At 62.2% G+C, this 20,190-nt stretch carries 17 protein-coding genes; 8 read left to right on the top strand and 9 right to left on the bottom strand.

Annotated features, from left to right (window positions below; translation table 11 throughout):
- From lepB to pdxJ, 5 genes are all read left to right on the top strand, one after another.
- Nucleotides 1-855, top strand: a complete 855-nt coding sequence (lepB, locus tag OO258_RS02910) for a signal peptidase I (protein WP_266028804.1) — start codon at nucleotides 1-3, stop codon at nucleotides 853-855.
- A 163-nt stretch (nucleotides 856-1,018) separates the two neighbouring features.
- Complete coding sequence (rnc, locus tag OO258_RS02905; RefSeq protein ID WP_110742722.1) at nucleotides 1,019-1,708, top strand: ribonuclease III; 690 nt, start codon at nucleotides 1,019-1,021, stop codon at nucleotides 1,706-1,708.
- On the top strand, nucleotides 1,701-2,603 hold the full coding sequence (era, locus tag OO258_RS02900; protein ID WP_003252061.1) for a GTPase Era: 903 nt from the start codon (nucleotides 1,701-1,703) through the stop codon (nucleotides 2,601-2,603). Before rnc ends, era begins: the two co-directional genes overlap by 8 nt.
- 54 nt (nucleotides 2,604-2,657) lie before the next feature.
- Nucleotides 2,658-3,341, top strand: coding sequence for a DNA repair protein RecO (gene recO / locus OO258_RS02895; protein ID WP_266028803.1), 684 nt, complete (start codon nucleotides 2,658-2,660; stop codon nucleotides 3,339-3,341).
- 61 nt (nucleotides 3,342-3,402) lie between these two features.
- Entirely contained in the window at nucleotides 3,403-4,125 is a 723-nt protein-coding gene (gene pdxJ / locus OO258_RS02890) for a pyridoxine 5'-phosphate synthase (protein ID WP_416309183.1), read from the top strand.
- Nucleotides 4,126-4,174: 49 nt separating this feature from the next.
- On the opposite strand, the gene OO258_RS02885 is transcribed toward pdxJ, so the two are convergent.
- The gene (locus tag OO258_RS02885) at nucleotides 4,175-5,557 is read right to left on the bottom strand and encodes a heavy metal sensor histidine kinase (RefSeq protein WP_266028801.1); all 1,383 of its coding nucleotides are present in this window, start codon (nucleotides 5,555-5,557) and stop codon (nucleotides 4,175-4,177) included.
- Complete coding sequence (locus OO258_RS02880; protein WP_110742726.1) at nucleotides 5,554-6,228, bottom strand: heavy metal response regulator transcription factor; 675 nt, start codon at nucleotides 6,226-6,228, stop codon at nucleotides 5,554-5,556. Before OO258_RS02880 ends, OO258_RS02885 begins: the two co-directional genes overlap by 4 nt.
- A 279-nt stretch (nucleotides 6,229-6,507) precedes the next feature.
- On the opposite strand from OO258_RS02880, the gene OO258_RS02875 reads away from it, so the two are divergent.
- Nucleotides 6,508-6,711: a hypothetical protein gene (locus OO258_RS02875; RefSeq protein WP_266028800.1), complete on the top strand. Its 204-nt coding sequence runs from the start codon at nucleotides 6,508-6,510 to the stop codon at nucleotides 6,709-6,711.
- 68 nt (nucleotides 6,712-6,779) lie between these two features.
- Here the strand turns inward: OO258_RS02875 and cmoB are convergent, their stop codons facing one another.
- Nucleotides 6,780-7,736, bottom strand: coding sequence for a tRNA 5-methoxyuridine(34)/uridine 5-oxyacetic acid(34) synthase CmoB (gene cmoB / locus OO258_RS02870; protein ID WP_266028799.1), 957 nt, complete (start codon nucleotides 7,734-7,736; stop codon nucleotides 6,780-6,782).
- Entirely contained in the window at nucleotides 7,733-8,476 is a 744-nt protein-coding gene (gene cmoA / locus OO258_RS02865; protein ID WP_266028798.1) for a carboxy-S-adenosyl-L-methionine synthase CmoA, read from the bottom strand. The genes cmoB and cmoA overlap by 4 nt, the downstream gene beginning before the upstream one ends.
- Before the next feature lie 200 nt (nucleotides 8,477-8,676).
- Between cmoA and OO258_RS02860 the strand changes: the two genes are divergently transcribed.
- Together OO258_RS02860 and OO258_RS02855 are read left to right on the top strand one after the other, a co-directional pair.
- Nucleotides 8,677-9,867: an alpha-xenorhabdolysin family binary toxin subunit A gene (locus OO258_RS02860; protein WP_266028938.1), complete on the top strand. Its 1,191-nt coding sequence runs from the start codon at nucleotides 8,677-8,679 to the stop codon at nucleotides 9,865-9,867.
- Between the two features lies 1 nt (nucleotide 9,868).
- Entirely contained in the window at nucleotides 9,869-10,804 is a 936-nt protein-coding gene (locus OO258_RS02855) for an alpha-xenorhabdolysin family binary toxin subunit B (RefSeq protein ID WP_266028797.1), read from the top strand.
- A 6-nt stretch (nucleotides 10,805-10,810) separates the two neighbouring features.
- On the opposite strand, the gene OO258_RS02850 is transcribed toward OO258_RS02855, so the two are convergent.
- The 5 genes from OO258_RS02850 to OO258_RS02830 all read right to left on the bottom strand — a co-directional run bounded on the left by OO258_RS02850 (nucleotide 10,811) and on the right by OO258_RS02830 (nucleotide 20,116).
- Nucleotides 10,811-11,203, bottom strand: a complete 393-nt coding sequence (locus tag OO258_RS02850) for a protease inhibitor I42 family protein (protein WP_266028796.1) — start codon at nucleotides 11,201-11,203, stop codon at nucleotides 10,811-10,813.
- 134 nt (nucleotides 11,204-11,337) lie between these two features.
- Entirely contained in the window at nucleotides 11,338-13,755 is a 2,418-nt protein-coding gene (lon, locus tag OO258_RS02845) for an endopeptidase La (protein ID WP_266028795.1), read from the bottom strand.
- 158 nt (nucleotides 13,756-13,913) lie between these two features.
- Complete coding sequence (locus OO258_RS02840) at nucleotides 13,914-16,325, bottom strand: glucose/quinate/shikimate family membrane-bound PQQ-dependent dehydrogenase (protein ID WP_110742739.1); 2,412 nt, start codon at nucleotides 16,323-16,325, stop codon at nucleotides 13,914-13,916.
- A 30-nt stretch (nucleotides 16,326-16,355) separates the two neighbouring features.
- Nucleotides 16,356-17,690 carry a carbohydrate porin gene (locus OO258_RS02835; protein WP_266028794.1) on the bottom strand — a complete coding sequence of 445 codons (1,335 nt, stop codon included), beginning with the start codon at nucleotides 17,688-17,690 and terminating at the stop codon, nucleotides 16,356-16,358.
- A gap of 386 nt (nucleotides 17,691-18,076) precedes the next feature.
- Entirely contained in the window at nucleotides 18,077-20,116 is a 2,040-nt protein-coding gene (locus tag OO258_RS02830; RefSeq protein WP_266028793.1) for a TonB-dependent receptor, read from the bottom strand.
- Between the last annotated feature and the right edge of the window lie 74 nt (nucleotides 20,117-20,190).

The following is a 20,190-nucleotide window of genomic DNA, read 5'->3' as shown; positions in this document are numbered from 1 at the left end:
ATGTCGCTAAATTTCCCGCTGTTGCTGGTTATCGCCGTATTCGTCTGCGGTCTGCTGGGCTTGATCGACCTGCTGTTCCTGGCCCCGCGCCGGCGTGCGGCAATTGCCAACTATCAGGGCAGCGTAAGCCAGCCCGAGATGGCCGTGGTCGAGCGCCTGAACAAAGAGCCGTTGCTGGTCGAATACGGTAAGTCGTTCTTCCCGGTACTGTTCATCGTGCTGGTGCTGCGCTCGTTCCTGGTCGAGCCGTTCCAGATTCCTTCGGGTTCGATGAAACCGACCCTGGAAGTGGGCGACTTCATCCTGGTGAACAAGTTCTCGTACGGTATTCGCTTGCCGGTGATCGACAAGAAGGTCATCGAGGTGGGTGATCCGCAGCGCGGGGATGTAATGGTATTCCGCTACCCGAGCGACCCCAACGTCAACTACATCAAGCGTGTAGTGGGCCTGCCGGGCGATGTGGTGCGCTACACCAACGACAAGCGGTTGTTCGTCAACGGTCAGCCGATTGCCGAACAACTGGTGGGCAGCGAACCGGGCACCCTGGGCAGCGCCGAGCTGTACAAGGAAAAGCTCGGCGAGGCCGAACACCTGATCCGCAAGGAAATGAGCCGTTATCGCATGCCGCCGGACCAGCAGTGGACCGTACCGGCAGGCCATTACTTCATGATGGGCGACAACCGCGACAACTCCAACGACAGCCGTTTCTGGGATGACCCGAACATTCCCAAGGAACTGCACGGCATGGTTCCGGACCGGAACATCGTCGGCAAGGCCTTCGCAGTCTGGATGAGCTGGCCAGAGCCGAAACTCAGCCACCTGCCCAACCTGTCGCGGGTCGGCCTGATCCATTGATACCCTTCGGCGCTGTCCAGCAGACAGCGCCGAATGCATTTCTGACATAGGCTGTGTTCTCAGGGATCGGGAGATTCGCCGCACATCGCGCGGCGGACCACAGCCAAACAGTCTTTCAGGATGTTGATTTGAACAACGCGTTGAACAACCAACGGGTGGCCGCATGAGTGCTTCCCTTGCCCATCTCGAGCGAAAGCTCGGTTACACCTTCAAGAACCAGGACCAGATGCTCCTGGCGCTGACCCATCGCAGCTACGCCGGGCGTAACAACGAGCGCCTGGAGTTTCTCGGTGACGCCATCCTCAACTTCGTTGCAGGCGAAGCGCTGTTCGAGCGCTTCCCGCAGGCCCGCGAAGGCCAGCTTTCGCGCCTGCGTGCCCGCCTGGTCAAGGGTGAAACCCTGGCTCGTCTGGCCCGTGGCTTTGACCTTGGCGAGTACCTGCGCCTGGGTTCCGGTGAACTCAAAAGCGGCGGTTTTCGCCGTGAGTCGATCCTGGCCGATGCCCTGGAGGCGCTGATTGGCGCCATCTACCTGGACGCGAACATGGAAACGGCCCGCGAACGCGTACTGGCCTGGCTGGCAGACGAGTTCGAAGGCCTGACCCTGGTCGACACCAACAAAGATCCGAAAACCCGCCTGCAAGAGTTCCTGCAGTCGCGCAGCTGTGAGCTGCCGCGTTACGAAGTAGTGGATATCCAGGGTGAACCGCACTGCCGGACCTTCTTCGTCGAATGCGAAGTGGTGCTGCTGAACAACAAGAGCCGTGGTCAGGGCGTCAGCCGGCGTATTGCCGAGCAAGTCGCTGCCGCGTCTGCACTGATCGCCCTGGGCGTGGAGAATGGCAATGACTGATAGCAACCCGACCCGCTGTGGCTACGTAGCCATTGTCGGCCGCCCCAACGTCGGCAAGTCGACCCTGCTCAACCACATCCTCGGTCAGAAGCTGGCGATTACCTCGCGCAAGCCGCAGACCACCCGGCACAACATGCTCGGCATCAAGACCGAAGGTGATGTGCAGGCGATCTATGTCGATACCCCGGGCATGCACAAGGCCAACGACAAGGCGCTGAACCGCTACATGAACCGCAACGCCTCGGCGGCCCTCAAGGACGTCGACGTGGTTATCTTCGTGGTCGACCGTACCAAGTGGACCGACGAGGACCAGCTGGTTCTGGAGCGCGTGCAGTATGTGACCGGCCCGCTGATCATCGCGGTCAACAAGACCGACCGCATGGAAGAGAAAGCCGAGCTGATTCCGCACCTGCAGTGGCTCCAAGAGCAACTGCCGAACGCCGAGGTGATGCCGATTTCCGCGCAGCAGGGGCACAACCTTGAAGCGCTGGAAGCACAGATCGCCAAGCACCTGCCCGAGAACGATCATTTCTTCCCCGAAGACCAGATCACCGACCGTAGCAGCCGCTTCCTCGCCGCCGAACTGGTACGCGAGAAAATCATGCGCCAGTTGGGTGCGGAGCTGCCGTACCAGATCACCGTCGAAATCGAGGAATTCAAGCAGCAGGGCCATGTGCTGCACATCCACGCCCTGATCCTGGTGGAGCGCGACGGCCAGAAAAAGATCATCATTGGCGACAAGGGTGAGCGCATCAAGCGTATCGGCTCCGAGGCGCGCAAGGACATGGAAGTGCTGTTCGACTCCAAGGTCATGCTCAACCTGTGGGTCAAGGTGAAGGGCGGCTGGTCCGATGACGAGCGCGCACTGCGTTCGCTGGGCTACGGCGACCTGTAAGCCGCGCGCCGCTCCCACAAGGGCGAGTGCAACCCTCGGGGCGAGTGATTCTTAATGGAACAACCTGTCGGCCAGCCAGCCTATGTGCTGCACAGCCGTGCCTACAAGGAAACCAGCGCGCTGGTGGACTTTTTCACCCCGCAGGGCCGCATGCGCGCCGTGCTGCGTCGTGCACGCGGCAAGGGTGGCAGCCTGGTGCGGCCGTTCGTACCCCTGGAGCTAGAGCTGCGGGGGCGCGGTGAGCTGAAGAATGTCGGTCGCATGGACAGCAGCGGCATCGCCGCCTGGCTGCATGGCGATGCGCTGTTCAGCGGGCTGTACCTGAATGAGTTGCTGATGCGGCTGCTGCCCGCCGAAGCACCGTTTCCGGCAATTTTCGACCACTACACCCTGACCTTGCAGGCCCTGGGCGAAGGCCGCCCGCTGGAACCTCTGCTGCGTTCGTTCGAATGGCGGCTGCTTGATGAGCTGGGGTATGCGTTTTCATTGAGCCAAGACGTCAACGACCAGCCTATCGCTGCCGACGGTCTGTATCGCCTGCGCGTGGATGCCGGCCTGGAGCGGGTCGAGCTGTTGCAGCCCGGCCTGTTTCGCGGGATCGAGTTGCTGGCCCTGGCTGAAGCCGACTGGGACGCACCTGGCGCGTTGCTCGCCGCGAAGCGCCTGATGCGCCAGGCGCTGGCCGTTCACCTGGGGGCAAAACCCCTGGTCAGTCGCGAACTGTTTCGCAAGCGCTGATCACGACGTATGCTGTGTGGCTCAATCTTCAGGAGAGCCTTTCGTGACTCACAGCAACCGCATGCTTCTTGGCGTCAACATCGACCACGTGGCGACCCTGCGCCAGGCCCGCGGCACGCGTTACCCTGACCCGGTCAAGGCTGCTCTGGATGCCGAGGAAGCAGGCGCCGATGGCATCACCGTGCACCTGCGCGAAGACCGCCGGCACATCCAGGAGCGTGATGTGGTGCTGCTCAAGGATGTGCTGCAGACCCGCATGAACTTCGAGATGGGCGTCACCGAAGAGATGATGGCCTTTGCCGAAAAGATTCGCCCGGCGCACATCTGCCTGGTACCGGAAACCCGTCAGGAACTGACCACCGAAGGTGGCCTGGACGTTGCGGGGCAGGAAGCACGGATCAAGGCGGCGGTGGAGCGCCTGGCGCGTACTGGTGCCGAGGTTTCGTTGTTCATCGATGCAGACGAGCGGCAGATCGAGGCTTCGCGTCGGGTAGGCGCGCCGGCCATCGAGTTGCACACCGGCCGTTATGCCGATGCCGAAACCCCGACGGAAGTGGCGCAAGAGCTCCAGCGCATTGTCGATGGCGTGGCTTTTGGCGTGGGCCAGGGGCTGATCGTCAATGCCGGCCATGGCCTGCATTACCACAATGTGGAGGCGGTGGCGGCGATCAAGGGCATTAATGAGTTGAACATTGGCCATGCGCTGGTGGCACATGCCCTGTTCGTTGGTTTCAAGGCTGCTGTAGCCGAGATGAAGGCGCTGATCGTCGCGGCTTCGCGCTGATTTATTGGCTGCCTGTACTGGCCCTTTCGCGGCCAGCGCAGGCAGCCGATCACTCGGCGGCGAATACGAGGGTGAAGCGGGTAGGCCCCAACGGGCTGCTACTCACTTCGACCCTTCCACCGTGCAACTGCATGATCGACCTCACGATCGCCAGCCCCAGCCCGGTTCCGCCCTCCAGCCGCGAGCGCCCCGAGCCCACCCGGTAAAACCGCTCGAACAAGCGCTGCTGGTGCTCGGCCGCGATGCCAGGCCCCCGGTTCTCTACCGATAGACGTATCTCACCGCCCGCGCGCTCGATATGCAATTCGACGGGCTCATGCTCGGGACTGTGCCGAATGGCATTGCTCAGAAGGTTCGACAACACCCGCTGGAACATCAACCGGTCACCGAGCGCCGTGCCCCAGCCGCGAACCCGTAGCTCAACCGCTTTCAGCTCGGCACTGAAGGCAAACAACTCGACAACCCGTGCCGCCTCGTCAGCCAACGCCAAGGGTTTCAGTGCCACCTGCGCCTGCGGCTGGCTGACCTGGGCGAGGAACAACATGTCGTTGATGATGCGGTTGAGCCGGGTCAGCTCATCGATGCTGTCTTCCAGTACTTCGCGGTAGTTGGCGGTGTCCCGCTCACGGGCCAGGGTCACCTGTGCCTTACCCATCAGGTTGCTCAATGGCGTACGCAGTTCGTGGGCCAGATCGTCGGAAAACTGCGACAGCTGGCTGACACCTTGGTCGAGGCGGTCGAGCATCACATTGATACTGTGCGCCAGTTCTTCCAGCTCAAGCGGCAGACCACTGTCGGGCAGGCGATGCTGCAGGTCCTGGGCCGAGACCTGCCCGGCAATGCGCCGAAAGTGCCGCAGCGGCTTGAGGCCGCGCTGCATCAGCCACCAGGCGCCCGCACCGATCAGGACCAGCAGCAGCGGCAGCGCCAGCAAGGTGGAGTGCAGGTAGGCCTGCAACAGGGCGTTATCGTCGGCGCGGTTGAGCGACATCATGACCTTGACCGGGGTGTCGTCGCGCAGCTGCATCAGCCGGGTCACGGTGAGGATCTGGTTACCGCTGCTGTCGCGCCAGGCGTAGAAGGCCAGGCGGGCATGGGTGGGCAAATCGCCGACCTGCGACTCTAGCGCCGGCCCCAGGCTTAGCAAGTGCGGGTGTCGGCTTTCGAGGGCCAGCACGCTGAGGCTGAGGTTATCGTGCCCCATCACCAGGTCGAGCAGTGGGTGGGCCCGGCTGCCCAAATCCTCGCTGCGCAGGTCGACGCGCAGGTTGTGCTCGACCTGCAGCATTTTGCGCGTCAGGTCCTTGCGTGCGCGGCTGTCCAGCTCGTGATCGAGGGCGAACACGGCCAGGCAGCCCAGTAACAGCACCAGCGCAGCGCCCATCAGCGTCACGCTCAGGCCCAGACGTAGCGACAGGCTGGCGGTTTTCAAAAGCGGGCTTCCAGGACGTAGCCGACGCCGCGCAAGGTATGAATCAGCTTGTTGTCGAAGGGGTCGTCGATCTTTGCCCGCAGGCGCCGGATCGAGACCTCGACCACATTGGTGTCGCAGTCGAAGTTCATGTCCCACACCAGCGAAATGATCTGCGTGCGCGAAAGCACTTCGCCGGTCTGGCGCATCAGCAGGTGAAGTAGCGCGAACTCTTTGGCGGTCAGGTCGATGCGCTGCCCGCCGCGGTAGGCACGATGGCGGCCGGGGTCCAGCTCCAGGTCAGCGACACGCAGGGTGCTGGGCTGCAGTTGCTGGTCGTTGCGGCGCAGCAGGCTGCGGATGCGTGCCAGCAGTTCAGGGAACTCGAACGGCTTGAGCAGGTAGTCGTCAGCGCCCAGATCCAGGCCTTTGACCCGGTCGGCCAGGCGGCCGTGAGCGGTGAGCATCATGATGCGCGTAGAAGATTCGGCGCGCAGGCGCTGCAGTACGGTCCAGCCATCGAGCTCGGGCAGGTTGACGTCGAGGATGACCAGGTCGTAAGGCTGCTGGCGGGCCAGATGCAGGCCGTCGGTGCCGGTATGGGCGCAGTCGACCACGTAGCCGTTTTCGCGCAGGCCTTGGTGCAGGTAGTCGGCAGTACGCAGTTCGTCCTCGATGATGAGTAGGCGCATGGGGGGCTCGGTTCGATGAAAGGGCGCGATTCTCGACCCTGTAGTGACATCAGGGTCAAGGGGCAGGATGTTACGGCATGAGAGCAGGGCTGCAGCGCAGATAACGGATTTGTAATCCTGGCGTTATCTGGCTGTCTGTTCCGGCCTCTTACCGAGCAGGCCCACGACGAGGCCTGCATCAAACCCCACATTGCAGGACTGTAATCCCCGCCTCACCTTGCCGTTAGCCAGCCTCTGCCAGGATGGCCCTGTCTGATCGGTTATCACGAGGCAAACACGATGCACCTGACCAAGTACCTGCTGCTGGCCGCCCTGGCCCTGGGCAGCGCCAGTGTTTACGCCGAGGGCGGTGCGGAACGCTCCAGGCAGTTCTGGCAAGCGTTCCGCGAAGACCAGCAGCGCCTGCACGGTGACAAGCAGCAGGCCATGGCCGAACGCGAGCGCAAGGCGCAAGAGAACGCCCGCGAAGTGGCCAAAGACTAGGCAACAGCACCTGCGCTGCGACAGCTCCTCGGCGCAGGTGCATTCAGGCGCCCGGGTGGGCGCCTTTTTTATTTGCGCGCCACCAGCGTGGCGCGGCGTGGGGCCGGCAGCCCTTCGACGGTCTTGCTATGGTCATGCGGATCGAGGAAATCGCCCAGCGACTGATAGCGCATCCATTCGGTGCTGCGCTGCTCCTCGACGGTGGTCACGCTCACGTCGACGCAACGCACATCGCTGAAGCCGGCCCGGCGCAACCAGCGCTCAAGCGCGGGCACTGACGGCAGGTACCAGACGTTGCGCATCTGGGCGTAGCGGTCTTCAGGGACCAGTACCTGGTTTTCGTCACCCTCGATCACCAGCGTTTCCAGTACCAGCTCACCCCCTTTGACCAGGCAGTCCTTGAGCGCCAGCAAGTGCTCGATAGGTGAGCGGCGGTGATAGAACACGCCCATTGAAAACACCGTGTCGAAACCTTCCAGGTTGGCCGGCAGTTCTTCCAGGGCGAACGGTAGGTGCCAGGCGGGGAGTTCCGGCAGGTACTGCTGTACGGCCTGGAACTGGCAGAAGAACAGCCAGTTGGGGTCGACGCCAATCACCATGTCGGCGCCGGCACCGAGCATGCGCCACTGGTAGTAGCCGTTGCCACAGCCTACATCGAGCACGCGCTTGCCCTGGAGGTTCAGGTGAGGGCCGACCCGGGACCATTTCCAGTCCGAGCGCCATTCGGTATCGACGTGCACACCAAACAGGTCAAACGGCCCTTTGCGCCATGGCGACAGGCCCATCAATGCCTGGCGCATCTGTGCGCGGCTGCTGTCGTCGCAGTCGCAGTCCAGGCGTAATCCGTTGACCAGGTCGATTTCGCTGGGTTTCAAGGCGGGCAGGGCATCGAGTGCGCCGCGCCAACGGTCGAGGTCACCGTGGCCCTTTTCCAGCTTGGCGTCCAGTTGTGCTTGCAGGCCTTGCGACCAGGAAGCCAGGGGCGTGCCCGCCAGGCGGCGGACGAGGGGGGACAGATCGATCATGGCAGGGCTATCAACGAGGCAAAGTTAAGGCATTGGAACCAAGGCACCACTTTCGAGAAACCGGCGGCACGCAGGCGCTCCTGGTGGGCTTCGAGGGTATCGGGGCGCATCACGTTTTCAATGGCGCTGCGCTTCTGGGCGATTTCCAGTTCGCTGTAGCCATTGGCCCGCTTGAAGTCCAGGTGCAGTTCATTGAGCAGGTCCTGCTCTTGTTCATCGGCAAAGCGCAGCTTCTCCGAGAGGATCAGCGCGCCGCCAGGCAGCAGCGCCTGGCGGATGCGGCCCAGTAATGCCAGGCGCTGGTCGGGGGCGATGAACTGCAGGGTGAAGTTCATCGCCACTACCGAGGCGGGCTCGAAGGGCAGGGCAAGGATATCCGCTTCCAGCACTTGCACCGGCAGCAGCTCCTGGAACATCGAGTCCTGGGCGGTGAGGTACTGGCGGCAGCGCTCGACCATGGCGGCGGAATTGTCCACCGCAATCACCCGGCAGCCGTCGCTGCGCACATGGCGACGTAGCGACTGGGTGACAGCGCCCAGCGATGCGCCCAGGTCGTAAAGCGCAGTCCCTGGCTGGGCGAAGCGCGCGGCCAGCACGCCGAGGTTTTCGACGATGGTGGGGTAACCGGGCACCGAGCGCTTGATCATGTCCGGAAACACGCGCACCACGTCCTCGTTGAAGACGAAGTCAGGCACCTGCTCCAAGGGTTGGGAGAAAAGGCGGTCTGGTTGTTTGCTCACGGTGGGCTCGATACAGGGTGAAACGGGAGCGCATTTTATCCAATGGCTGCGCATCTTGCCATGGCAATGCTTCAGGGTCGGAGCATTCATGCGGATGGCAGTGAACTTTCCCACACTGTTTAGTTATTCGAGCCACTGTATTGAGTGGCGTGCGGGTGGAAACTTCAGTGGCCTTTAATCTATTGAGTTCATAGGTGATTATGAATACCGCCACAGGGCAGGAAGAACTGCCGGTAGAAGAACTGGACCTGGTGTCCAAAGTCAAAGTGTTGCCCGAACGCTATTTCTCATTCATTGAAAGTCGGCTGGGCGGCAGTCAGCAAGTTGGCGGTTTACTGACGCCTGAAAATTTGAAAGTTATCAAGCGCTACGTCAGTACTGTCCATCAGCTCCCCCGTACGCAGGTGGAGATAGAGAGGGAGGCTAATTACGCCGCCTTGGGTATCGAGGCGTCGATGGTCAATGACCTTTATGTCGCGCTGCATCGGCATGCCAATGAATGGGACAAACTGGAACGCAGCATAAAGCAGTTGGGGCCAGAAGTTGAACTGTTCGCCGAAAGCCTGGTACAGCGTGGCGGTAGCCTGTTGGAGAACCTTGAAAGCAGCGAAGTTTTCATGGCGATCAGGAAACGCAAGGCCGAGCAGGGCGACGATGTTTACACCGCGCAGCTGAGCGAAGAGGAGCAAGCGCAAATCGCCAATGTCCTGACCCGGGGCATTTCCGAGCTGGTCAGGGAAATTGAAGGTACCCAGCGGCGGATCGATGCCGTCGATGCCCGCGCGAACTGGTTCAACAGTGAAATCAAACGGGAGCTCAAACCGCGCATGGGGCGCTTGTTGAAGCACTTCGACGAGAAAGTTTCCCCGGAGAAAACACTGGTAAAGCGCAGGCAACTCGATGCGTGGGACGAGCAGATCGATGAGCTGAAATCCGAGTACGATGCCAATGTGGGTTACGCGTTCACCGGTATCCTGCTTGGGCCGATTGGCTTGGTGATAACCGGTGGTGTGTTCGGTACCAGGGCAGAAGAAATCAGGGCCACCAAGAATGCGCTCATTGAGCAGCGCGAAGAATTGGCGCGTGAGTTGGGCAACCTCGAGCCGGTCCTGAAAGATGTCGAGCGTGTTTCGACGCTGATCAGAGACTTGCAGTTCAGGTGCAAGGACCTCTCGGCGGCCACTAAACGGTTGGCGGATGTGTGGTTGTTCCTCGCTTCGTATGCCCATAACTCTGTCAGTGAGGCCAAAGAGCTGAGCACGATAGCCCAGCTTGAATCCTTCGTGCATGACTTCTCGGAAGTTATCAAGCCGTGGACAAAGATAGGCAGTATTTGCCATGTACTGTCCGAGTTGTTCAATGAGTTGGTTGAAGAGTACGAGGAAGCCTGATATGGATGTTGCCAAGACTGAAACCGTCATGCCCGATTTTTTACACATGCAAAACGTGCAGGAACGCATGTTCGAGCTCATGGAAGATTGGGAGATGAAAGTGCTTCCCGCAGCGCGCGAGCAGTTGGTTGAACTGCGCGCGCTGTTGCTGGTCGTCGAACGCGCGTTCAAGGAGAGCCTGATAGGCGGCATCGTGTTGCTGGACGAGCGGGATTTCATCCCGGGGAACGGGGGCATCGGTACGCACCACAGGCTTGCCAGTGTACTGGAGCGCTTGGGCCAGCATCATGCGCGGCTGGCAAATAAAAACCTGCGGCTGGAGCTGTTCTCGCTGTCGGCCATTGTCGACGCATTGGCGGCCGCGGAAGCACGAACGGATGTTCTTCAAGAACAGGCGGTCGCTTTCGATCAACGGTTGGCGACGTTGCGTCAACAGCGGGCAGATATCACCCAGGCTATCGAATTGTTCGAGAAGCCTTCGATTGCCAGCGCACTGAAGGGCCTCATCCCGAGTGACGACGAAATCGATCAGATCACAGGGTTGATCACCGACCCGAAACTTGACGCTGGCTTGCTCAAGGTTGTGACGCAGAAGCTCGCCAGTCACGCAGATGCGCTGGAGGGCGCCAAGACATTCAGCGACCTGGGCAAGGCCCGTGCCCGGCTCGATGCCAGAATCGATGAAGCATTGGGTGACCAGCGGCAGGTGCAGCGAGCCTTGCAAGCGGCGCGGAATGAACAGGAGGCAGTAAGCGCTTTGGCTGGTCTTGTGCCACTCAAGAATGAGTGGCTAAACGAGCTTCGCAAGGTTGAACTGGAGTGGCTGGCTCAGGCCGCGCCACTCAGTGCGACGATGGACCTGGACGCTGCTACGACTGCATTGAGGAGCCTGTGCGAATACCTGATGGTGGTACAGCTGAGGTATGACCGCATCTGATCCTGCTCAACGGACGACAACCTTGCAATCGAAGGTTTGCACCGGGGCAACGTCTGCGGCCCATGGCTGCTGGTAGACCAGCACCAGTTGTGCATCCCCGGTGCTGTTGGCCAGGAAGCGCCAGGTGGAAACACCGGCACTGCCGACCACGTCTTCATCCTCGGGTGCGCTGTATACCTCCGGGCCGAGGCTGCGGAGTACACTCGATGCGGGATTTTCTACACGCCAGCGATAGCCGGTTGAAGGGTTGCTGGGCAAGCTCAGGGTCAGTGCCTGGCCGACTTGCAGGCGCGTGGGGCATTCACTTTCGGCGTCCAGTTCGACGGGCTGCGTCGGCTGTTGGGCGCAGGCAGAAAGCAGGGCGAAGCTCAGGGGAACGAGCAGACGGGCGGTGGTCATGTTGGCTCCGGAGGCTGGCGATGCCCTCAGGATAACCGATGTTCGGTGCACAGTGCGCCTGACGCGGTCAGTGCAGCAGCGGCCATGTGTCGTGAAAGGACCGCAAAGCCGCTCCTGCACCGATTGCGTCAGCCTCAGAACAGGACTTTCGCCACGTCAGCAAAGCGTTTGGCGAAGTGCACCGTCATGCCCTCACGCAGATAGTCCGGCAGTTCTTCGAAGTCACCACGGTTAGGTTCCGGCAAGATCAGTTCGAAGATCTTCTGCCGCCGTGCTGCAATGACCTTCTCGCGCACACCGCCAATCGGCAGCACCTGGCCAGTGAGGGTCAGCTCGCCAGTCATGGCCACGCCTTTTTTCGGTGCCTGGTCGCGGGCCAGCGACAGCAGGGCGCTGGCCATGGTGATGCCCGCGCTAGGACCATCCTTGGGCGTCGCCCCTTCGGGGACGTGCAGGTGAATGAACGCTTCGTTGAAGAAGCCCGGGTCGCCACCAAACTGCTTCAGATTGGAATTGACGTAACTGTAGGCAATCTCAGCCGACTCTTTCATCACATCCCCAAGTTTGCCGGTCAACTTGAAGCCACGGCTGAGGGTGTGGATGCGGGTTGCCTCGATCGGCAGCGTGGCGCCGCCCATGCTGGTCCAGGCCAGGCCGGTGATCACGCCTTTGCCAGCCAGCACCTGCTCGCTGCGGAACACCGGCATGCCGAGTGCGGCCTCCAGGTCCTTGGGGCCAATCTTCAGTTTCGCTTGCGGGTCTTCCAGCAGCTTGACCACCGCCTTGCGTACCAGTTTGCCCAGTTGTTTTTCCAGCTGACGGACGCCGGCCTCGCGGGCATACCCTTCAATTACCAGGCGCAGGGCGCTGTCGCTGATGCTTAGGCTGGTCTTGGCCACACCGGCCTTTTCCAGCTGCTTGGGCCACAGGTGGCGTTTGGCGATGGCCAGTTTCTCTTCGGTGATGTAGCCGGACAGGCGAATCACTTCCATGCGGTCGAGCAACGGCCCGGGGATGGAGTCCAGGGTGTTGGCGGTGCACACGAACAGCACCTTGGACAGGTCGAGCCGCAGGTCGAGGTAATGGTCGAGGAAGTCGATGTTCTGTTCCGGGTCGAGGGTCTCCAGCAGCGCAGACGCAGGGTCACCCTGGTAGCTCTGGCCCATCTTGTCGATTTCATCGAGCATGATCACCGGGTTCATCACTTCGACGTCCTTGAGGGCCTGGACCAGCTTGCCAGGCTGTGCGCCGATGTACGTGCGGCGGTGGCCTTTGATTTCGGCCTCGTCGCGCATGCCGCCAACGCTGAAGCGGTAGAACGGCCGGCCGAGCGACTCGGCGATCGACTTGCCGATACTGGTCTTGCCCACCCCGGGCGGGCCTACCAGCAGCACGATCGAGCCGCTGATCTCACCCTTCCAGGCGCCCACCGCGAGGAATTCCAGGATGCGTTCCTTGATGTCATCGAGACCAGCGTGGTACTGGTCGAGCACTTTGCGCGCGTGCTTGAGGTCTAGCTTGTCCTTGCCGTACACGCCCCACGGCAGTGCGGTGGCCCATTCAAGGTAATTGCGGGTGACGGCGTATTCGGGTGAGCCGGTTTCGAGGATGGCCAGTTTGCCCATCTCTTCATCGATACGTTTGCGCGCCTGGGGTGGCAGAGTCTTGCCTTCGAGGCGCTGCTGGAACTGTTCCAGGTCGGCGCTGCGGTCGTCCTTGGTCAGGCCCAGCTCCTGCTGGATCACCTTGAGCTGTTCCTTGAGGAAGAACTCACGCTGGTGCTCGCCGATCTGCCGGTTCACCTCGGCCGAAATTTCGTTCTGCAGGCGCGCAACTTCCACCTCTTTGCGCAACATCGGCAGAACCTTTTCCATGCGCTTGAGCATGGGCACGCAGTCGAGCACTTCCTGCAACTGGTTGCCGGTGGCCGAAGTGAGCGCGGCGGCGAAATCGGTGAGCGGCGACGGGTCGTTGGGGCTGAAGCGGTTGAGGTAGTTTTTCAGTTCTTCACTGTACAGCGGGTTGAGCGGCAGCAGCTCCTTGATCGCATTGATCAGGGCCATGCCGTAGGCCTTGACCTCGTCGGTCGGTTCGGCGGGCTGGCGCGGGTACTCGACTTCGACCAGATAAGGCGGGCGATGGTGCTTGAGCCAGGTGCGGATACGGACCCGGGTCAGCCCTTGGGCGACGAACTGCAGCTTGCCATTTTCTCGGCTGGCGTGGTGCACCTTGACCAGAGTGCCGTACTGCGGCAGTGCCGCGGTGTCGAAGTGGCGGTGGTCTTCTGGCGGGGTGTCCATGAAGAACAGTGCCAGGCAGTGGTCGGGGGACTTGGCCACCAAGTCGAGGGTTTCGGCCCAGGGTTCTTCGTTGACGATGACCGGCAGCACCTGGGCCGGGAAGAATGGGCGGTTGTGGATCGGGATCACGTAGACCTTGTCCGGCAGCTGCTGGCCGGGCAGGGCGAGGGCGTGGCCGGGTTCGGCCGGGGTGGTGTGTTCGACTTCGCTGTGTTCGTCGGGGTGTTCCGGGAAATCCTGCTGGTTGCTCATGGGGCACCTGCGTGAATGGCTATGGTGCTTAGATGGGGCGGTGGGGAATGGGTTTCAATGGTAAACGAACGGAGCGGGGGAGGGTTTCATCTTTGATTGCCTGCACCGGCCGTTAGGCCGGTACAGGGGAATGAGCGCTGCAAGCAGGGCTCGGCAACTTACTCAGCCAATTTGTAAGCGATGATGTAGTCACCCATTTTGGTGCCCAGCGAGCCATGGCCGCCGGCGGTCACCAGCACATACTGCTTGCCATCCTTGCCGGTGTAGGTCATCGGCGTGGCCTGGCCACCTGCTGGCAGGCGAGCACTCCACAATTCCTTGCCGTTGTTCACGTCATAGGCGCGCAGGTACTGGTCGAGGGTACCGCTGAGGAAGCCGACGCCACCGGCAGTGACGATCGAGCCGCCCATGCTCGGCACGCCCACCGGCAGGCCGATCGGCACCGGGGTGCTGTCACGGGTGGTGCCGTTCTTGTGTTTCCACACCACCTTGTTGGTGAACAGGTCGATGGCGGCGACGTAGCCCCAGGCTGGGGCCTGGCACGGTACGCCGAGTGGCGACATGAACGGGTGCATGGTCACTGCATACGGCGCGCCGGTGTTGGGCTGCACGCCGCTGGTCTCGCTCTCGCGCTTGCTGCCTTCGGCAACCTGCTCACGTGGGACCATCTTCGATACGAAGGCCATGTAGTTGGGCGAGGTGAACAGCAGCTGGCGTACCGGGTCGACCGACACGCTGCCCCAGTTGAACACTCCGACGTTGCCCGGGTAGACCAGCGAGCCCTGCTCGGACGGTGGGGTGTACTGGCCTTCGTAGCGCAGCTCGCGGAACTGGATGCGGCACAGCATTTGGTCGAACGGCGTGGCGCCCCACATGGCCTGTTCGGTCAGCTCCGGGCCAAGCAGGTTCAGGTCGGAACGGGCCTGGGTCGGCGAGGTGTGGTCGCCCTTCACCGCGCCTTGCGGGGTGGGGATTTCACGGATCGGCACGATTGGCGTGCCGTCGCGGCGGTCCAGCACGTACAGGCTGCCTTGCTTGGTCGGCACGATGATTGCCGGTTTGACGCCATCGTTGGTCTTGAGGTGCACCAAGGTCGGCTGGCTGCCGACGTCCATGTCCCACAGGTCGTGGTGGGTGAACTGGTAGTTCCAGCGGGCCTTGCCGGTCGCAAGATCCAGGGCCACCACGCCGGCGCTGTACTTCTCGGCGCCCGGGGTGCGATCGGCGCCCCACTGGTCCGGGGTCTGGTTGCCCAATGGCAGGTAGATCATGCCAAGGTCTTCATCGACGCTGGCGATCGACCACATGTTGGCCGAGTTGCGGCTGTACTGCTTGCCAGCGGCCAATGGCTTGGTGTCTTCCGGATTGTTGCTGTCCCAGTTCCACACCAGGTGGCCATCGTGCACATCGTAGGCGCGGATCACCCCGGACGGCTCATTGGTCGACTCGTTGTCGGTGACGTGGCCACCGATGATCACCAGGTCACGGGTGATTGCGGCAGGCGAGGTGGAGTAGTAGCCCCCGGCCGTGAACGGGCCGATGCCGGTGGTCAGGTCGATGACACCCTGGTTGGCGAAGCCATCGCAGACCTTGCCGTTGTCGGCGTTGATGGCGATCAGCCGGGCATCTGCGGTTGGCAGGTAAAGGCGGCGTGGGCAGGCCTGGGCTACGGCCTGGCCTGCGTCGGTGATTTTCGGCGCTGGGCTGCCGTCGCGGCTGACGTAGCGGTTTTCGTCATAATACGAAACGCCGCGGCAAGTCATGTGGGCAAAGCCCTTGAAGGTGCCGGTCGGGCTCTTTACCTGCGGGTCGTAGCGCCAGATTTCCGCGCCGGTGTCCGGGTCCAGGGCCAGCAGGCGGCTGTGCGCGGTGCAGGCGTAGAGCATGCCATTGACCTTCAGCGGGGTGTTCTGGTTGGTCAGCTCCACCGGGTCGTTCTCAGTCGGCAAGTCACCAGTGCGGATGCGCCAGGCTTCTTCCAGGCGGTAAGCATTCTGCGGGGTGATCTGGCGCAGCGGCGAGTAGCGGTCGCCATGTTCGGTACGGCCATAGGCCTGCCATTCACCGTCAGGCATCGACGGGGCGGCGCTGGCCATTTCGCTGCTGTCCCGTCCCAGTTCGCCGAACACCTCGCCGGGGTGGGTGAACTGGCTGCCCAGGGCGCAGGCGCCCGAAGCGACCACAGCAACGCCGAGCAGGGCAGTGTTGACCTTGCTGGCCGGGCCGATCAGCGGGCGACGTGCCCACGGCAGCAGCAACACCACGCCGATGGCGAACCACAGCGCCAGGCGCGGTACCAGTTGCCACCAGTCCAGGCCGACTTCAAGCAGGGCCCACACGGTGCTGCCCAGCAACACCAGGCCGTACAGGCCCAGCGCGATGCGGCGCTGGGCTAGCAGCAGGGCACCCGACAGGGCAAAGCCGATACCGGCGATCAGGTAGTAAAGCGATCCGCCTACCTGGCTAAGCTTGATGCCGCCGGCCAGCAGGGCCAGGCCCATCAGTAACAGCAGCACGCCGATCAGGCGCGGTAGCCAGCGGCTTCCATGGTTGGCACCTTCAGTGCTCATCGTAGGTTCTCCGTCAGGTCGATAAAGGGGTTAGAAACTGCTCTGGATCTTCAGGCCGCCGATCAGGGCGCCATCGACCTGCGACACCCCGCCCGGGTGGCGGATGTACTGCAGGTTGGGGCGTACCGTGAGCCAGTCGGCCAGATGAATGCCGTAGTACAGCTCGGCGCTGTACTCGGTGTCCTGCACGGGCAGGAAACCAGGGTTGTCATAGTCGTCGATGCCTGCGGCCTGGTTGGCCAGGCGGGCGTTCTTGCGGTAGGCGGGGTTGACGTGCACGCGGGCGAGGGCGAAACCGATGTCGTCCTTGGCGCGGGCGTCGAAGGGCCCTTTGTATACCAATCCTGCCTGCACATAGTTGTCGATGGCATTGGTCTTCTTGTCGTGCACCGTGGCGTTGGCGAACAAGCTCAGGCCACGCGACTGGTCGGATGCCAGCGAAGTGACCTGCTGCTGGGCGCCGATCCACAAGCCGTGCTTGCTCGAGCTGCTGCGGTAGGCGGCGCCGCTGAGGGCTGCCGGCTGGCCGTTGCTGTCCTTGAGAACATCTTGTGCCTTGGCATTACTGTAGTAGTAGCCGGCGCGATATTCCCCTTTCAGGCCTTGGATACGTGGGCTCCATACCAGTTCGATCGGCATGACCGCGCCCTGGGTGCCGCTGCCGCTGAGCTTGAAACCGTTGCCCGACTCGAGGTTGGAGGGGTTCTGTTCGAACACCCCGACCTGGGCGTACAGCTCGGGGTTGAGGTTGTAGCGCACGCGCAAGGCCCACTGGCTGACCGGCCAGTTGTACCAGATACCGCCTACCCAGTTGCCAACCTGCGAGCCGCAGAAAGCCAGGTTCTGGAAGTCGCAAGGGAAACTGTTGAAGTCCTCGCCCTCACCGAAGCGGCCGAATTTCACATCCAGCGCGCCATCGAAGTACTTCTGCTTGATCCACAGCTGCGTCAGCCGCCAGGTTTCGCCGCGGCCCCAGACTTCCTGTGCCGAAGTGAAGCCGCCGACGCGCGGGTCGTTGATGCGGTCGTTGCTGATGTTGTCGCCGTGGCGCTCGGTGATGGTCAGCTGCACCTCGGTGTCGTGCCAGCCGAGGATCTTGTCCAGGTCAAGGTGGCTGCCAAAGGTGAACTGGTCGCTGTAGCGCGCGGTGCGGTCATGGTCGTAGCCGCCGCGCAGGTTGCTGCCCATCTCGCCGGTATAGCCAAGGGTGAAGTCATAGCCTCGTTCCAGCAACTGGCTGCGGGTGCCGCCCCAGTCGCCGAGCATCCACGGGGAGTCGCTGGCGAACATTTCGCTGGCGCCGACGGGGGTTGCCAAGGCGCTGAGGGCAAGGCCGATGTAACAGGATTTGGGCAGTTGGAGCATGAGATAGCGCTATCTTCTGATTATGGAAAAAACGGTAAGCGCATCGAAGGGCAGGCCCTTCAATGGATATGACGACAAGAGGTTGAAGTGAAGCGTTTCAGCTTCCGGCGGGGAGGATATAGGGGAAGTTGTAAGAAAAAAAGACAAATTGTCGCAGTTGATTGTTGCTGAACTGGCAACAGTCGTGGCCGGGTGAACCCGCCACAGAGATCGCATAAGGGCTGACAGATGTTGGCCACAAGATCTTCAGCGCCTGCGAGATCGAGCGCCGCGCGGGCGGCGCTCGATCTCACAGGCGCTGAAGAGGCTGTGACGGGCACTTGGCAACCCTGATGCCATTGCCAGAAACCATAGACTCTCCCACACCCATCTTCGTCGCTTCTGCTTCAGAAGGTCGTACGCAACCCCACTTCCACACTGCGCCCCGGCGCCGGTGCGATATCGCGCAGAATCGAGCTGGCATAGCGCACAGTCTGGTCGGTCAGGTTTTCGCCGCGTACGAATGCCAGCCACTGGCTCTGGCCAACCTCGAAGCGGTAGCCAACGCTGGCCCCCAGCGTGGTGTAGCCATCGGTGCTGGTTTCGTTGGCCGGCTTGCGGTGCTGCGACGAAGCGTGCTGCACGTCTACCCGCGCCTGCCAGCGATCCAGTTCCCAGACCAGGCCGCTGTTCAGGCGCAGCGGGGCGATGCGTGGCAGTGGCTCGCCGCTGTCCAGGTTCTTGGCCCGGGTGTAATCACCAGACAACTCCAACGCAAAGCTGCCGTAACGGTTTTCGAGCAGTTGCCAGCGGTCCTGGGCTTCGATTCCGTAGAAGCGCGCCCGCACACCTTGGTACTGATATTCCGGGTAGCCGTCGTCATGATCGTGGTCATCTTCGTCATGATCGTGATCATGCCCGCCCTCACGCAGGTTCCCGGTGCCGATCAGGCCGATGTAGTTGCGAAAATGGCTGTAGAACACCCCAACACTGCCCTTGTGGGTGCCGTTGTCGAAGCGCAGCGCCAGGTCAGCGGAAATGGCCTTTTCCTTGTTCAGGCTGGCATCGCCAACTTCATAAGCACCGGTGGCCACGTGGGCGCCGTTGGCATACAACTCGTAGAACGTTGGGGCGCGCTCGGTGTAGCCGAGGTTGGCCGCCAGCGACCAGATCGGGTCGAGCTGGTACACCGCGCCTGAAGACAGGCTGAAGGCGTTGAAGCTGCTGGCGCTGTCGGCGTCGACGAAGTTCTCGTTACCTTTGGCGTCCGGGTCTACGCGGGTGTGCTCCATACGCGCGCCCAGGCTAAGGTTCAGGCGCTCGGTGGCTTGCCACTGCTCCAGCATGAACAGCGCCAGGCTGTCGGTATCGGTTTGCGGGACGAAGGCTTCCTCGCCCAGGGCAGAGAATTCGTTGCGGCTGACCTGGGCACCGATCACCCCTTCAATCGGCCCGAGCGGCTGGTGGCGGGCTTCGATGCGGGCTTCGTAGCCCTTGTTCTTGAAGGTGGTATGGACCTCGCCTTCCTCGATTTCGCTGTGTTCGTAGTCGGTGTAGCCGGCATCTACCTTGACCGAGCTGAACGGGCCGTCGAGGTCGCGCAGCTCGGAGGCGAAGGCGTAGTGATCCTGCTTCATGTCCAGGCGCACGCCGGACTCGGCCACCGAGCCGTAGTTGCTGTCGTAGCGGCTGTACGACAGGCCGGCGTAGCCGTGGTCCCAGTGGTAGGCACCACCGATTGCCCCGCCGTCCTGGCGGCCGTCGCTGTTTTCCAGGCGGTGTTTGCTACCGGGCTCGTCGGCATCGCGCACTTTGGCGCTGCGTGCGTAGCCCGGGATGCGCAGGTCGTTGAACTGGCGGCTGTTGGCGTCCAGGTGCAGGGCGAAGGCGCCGTTGCCGGCCTCCAGCTTGCCGGCGCTGCTGCGGGTGGTGTCGGCGCCGCCGTAGCGCAGTTCACCGGCACCGTGGATGCCCTCGATCGGCGAGTCCGGGATGCGGTTGTCGAAGGTGTTGACCACGCCACCGATGGCATTGCCGCCATACAGCAAGGCGGCCGGGCCACGGACGATTTCGACACGGTCGACCGTCACCGGGTCCAGGGGTACGGCGTGGTCGTAGGACAGCGACGAGGCATCCAGGGCGCCGACGCCGTTGCGCAGAATGCGGATGCGGTCGCCGTCCAGGCCGCGAATGACCGGTCGGCTGGCGCCAGGGCCGAACCAGGTAGAGGCGACACCGGGCTGCTTGTTCAGGGTTTCACCAAGGCTGCCGTGCTGCTGTTGCAGCAGGTTGTCGCCTTCGAGCACGGTGCTGGGAGCCGCCAGTTGGCTGTTGCCCAGCGGGTTGGCGGTGATGACCTGGGGTTCGAGCTCTACGGCCTGGCTTGGCGATGAGGCCAGCCAGAGCGCAACGGCGAGAGGAGAGAGGCGAAGCGGTGAGTACAGCATGGGGATGGGGCGTTCCTTGGCAGAGGCTTTTATAGTGTTACAACATAACATAACTATTTCAGCACATAGGTTTT

The sequence above is a fragment of the Pseudomonas sp. DCB_BI genome, from assembly GCF_026240995.1.
Taxonomy (GTDB): domain Bacteria; phylum Pseudomonadota; class Gammaproteobacteria; order Pseudomonadales; family Pseudomonadaceae; genus Aquipseudomonas.
This window is presented reverse-complemented; position numbering and strand designations above follow the sequence as displayed.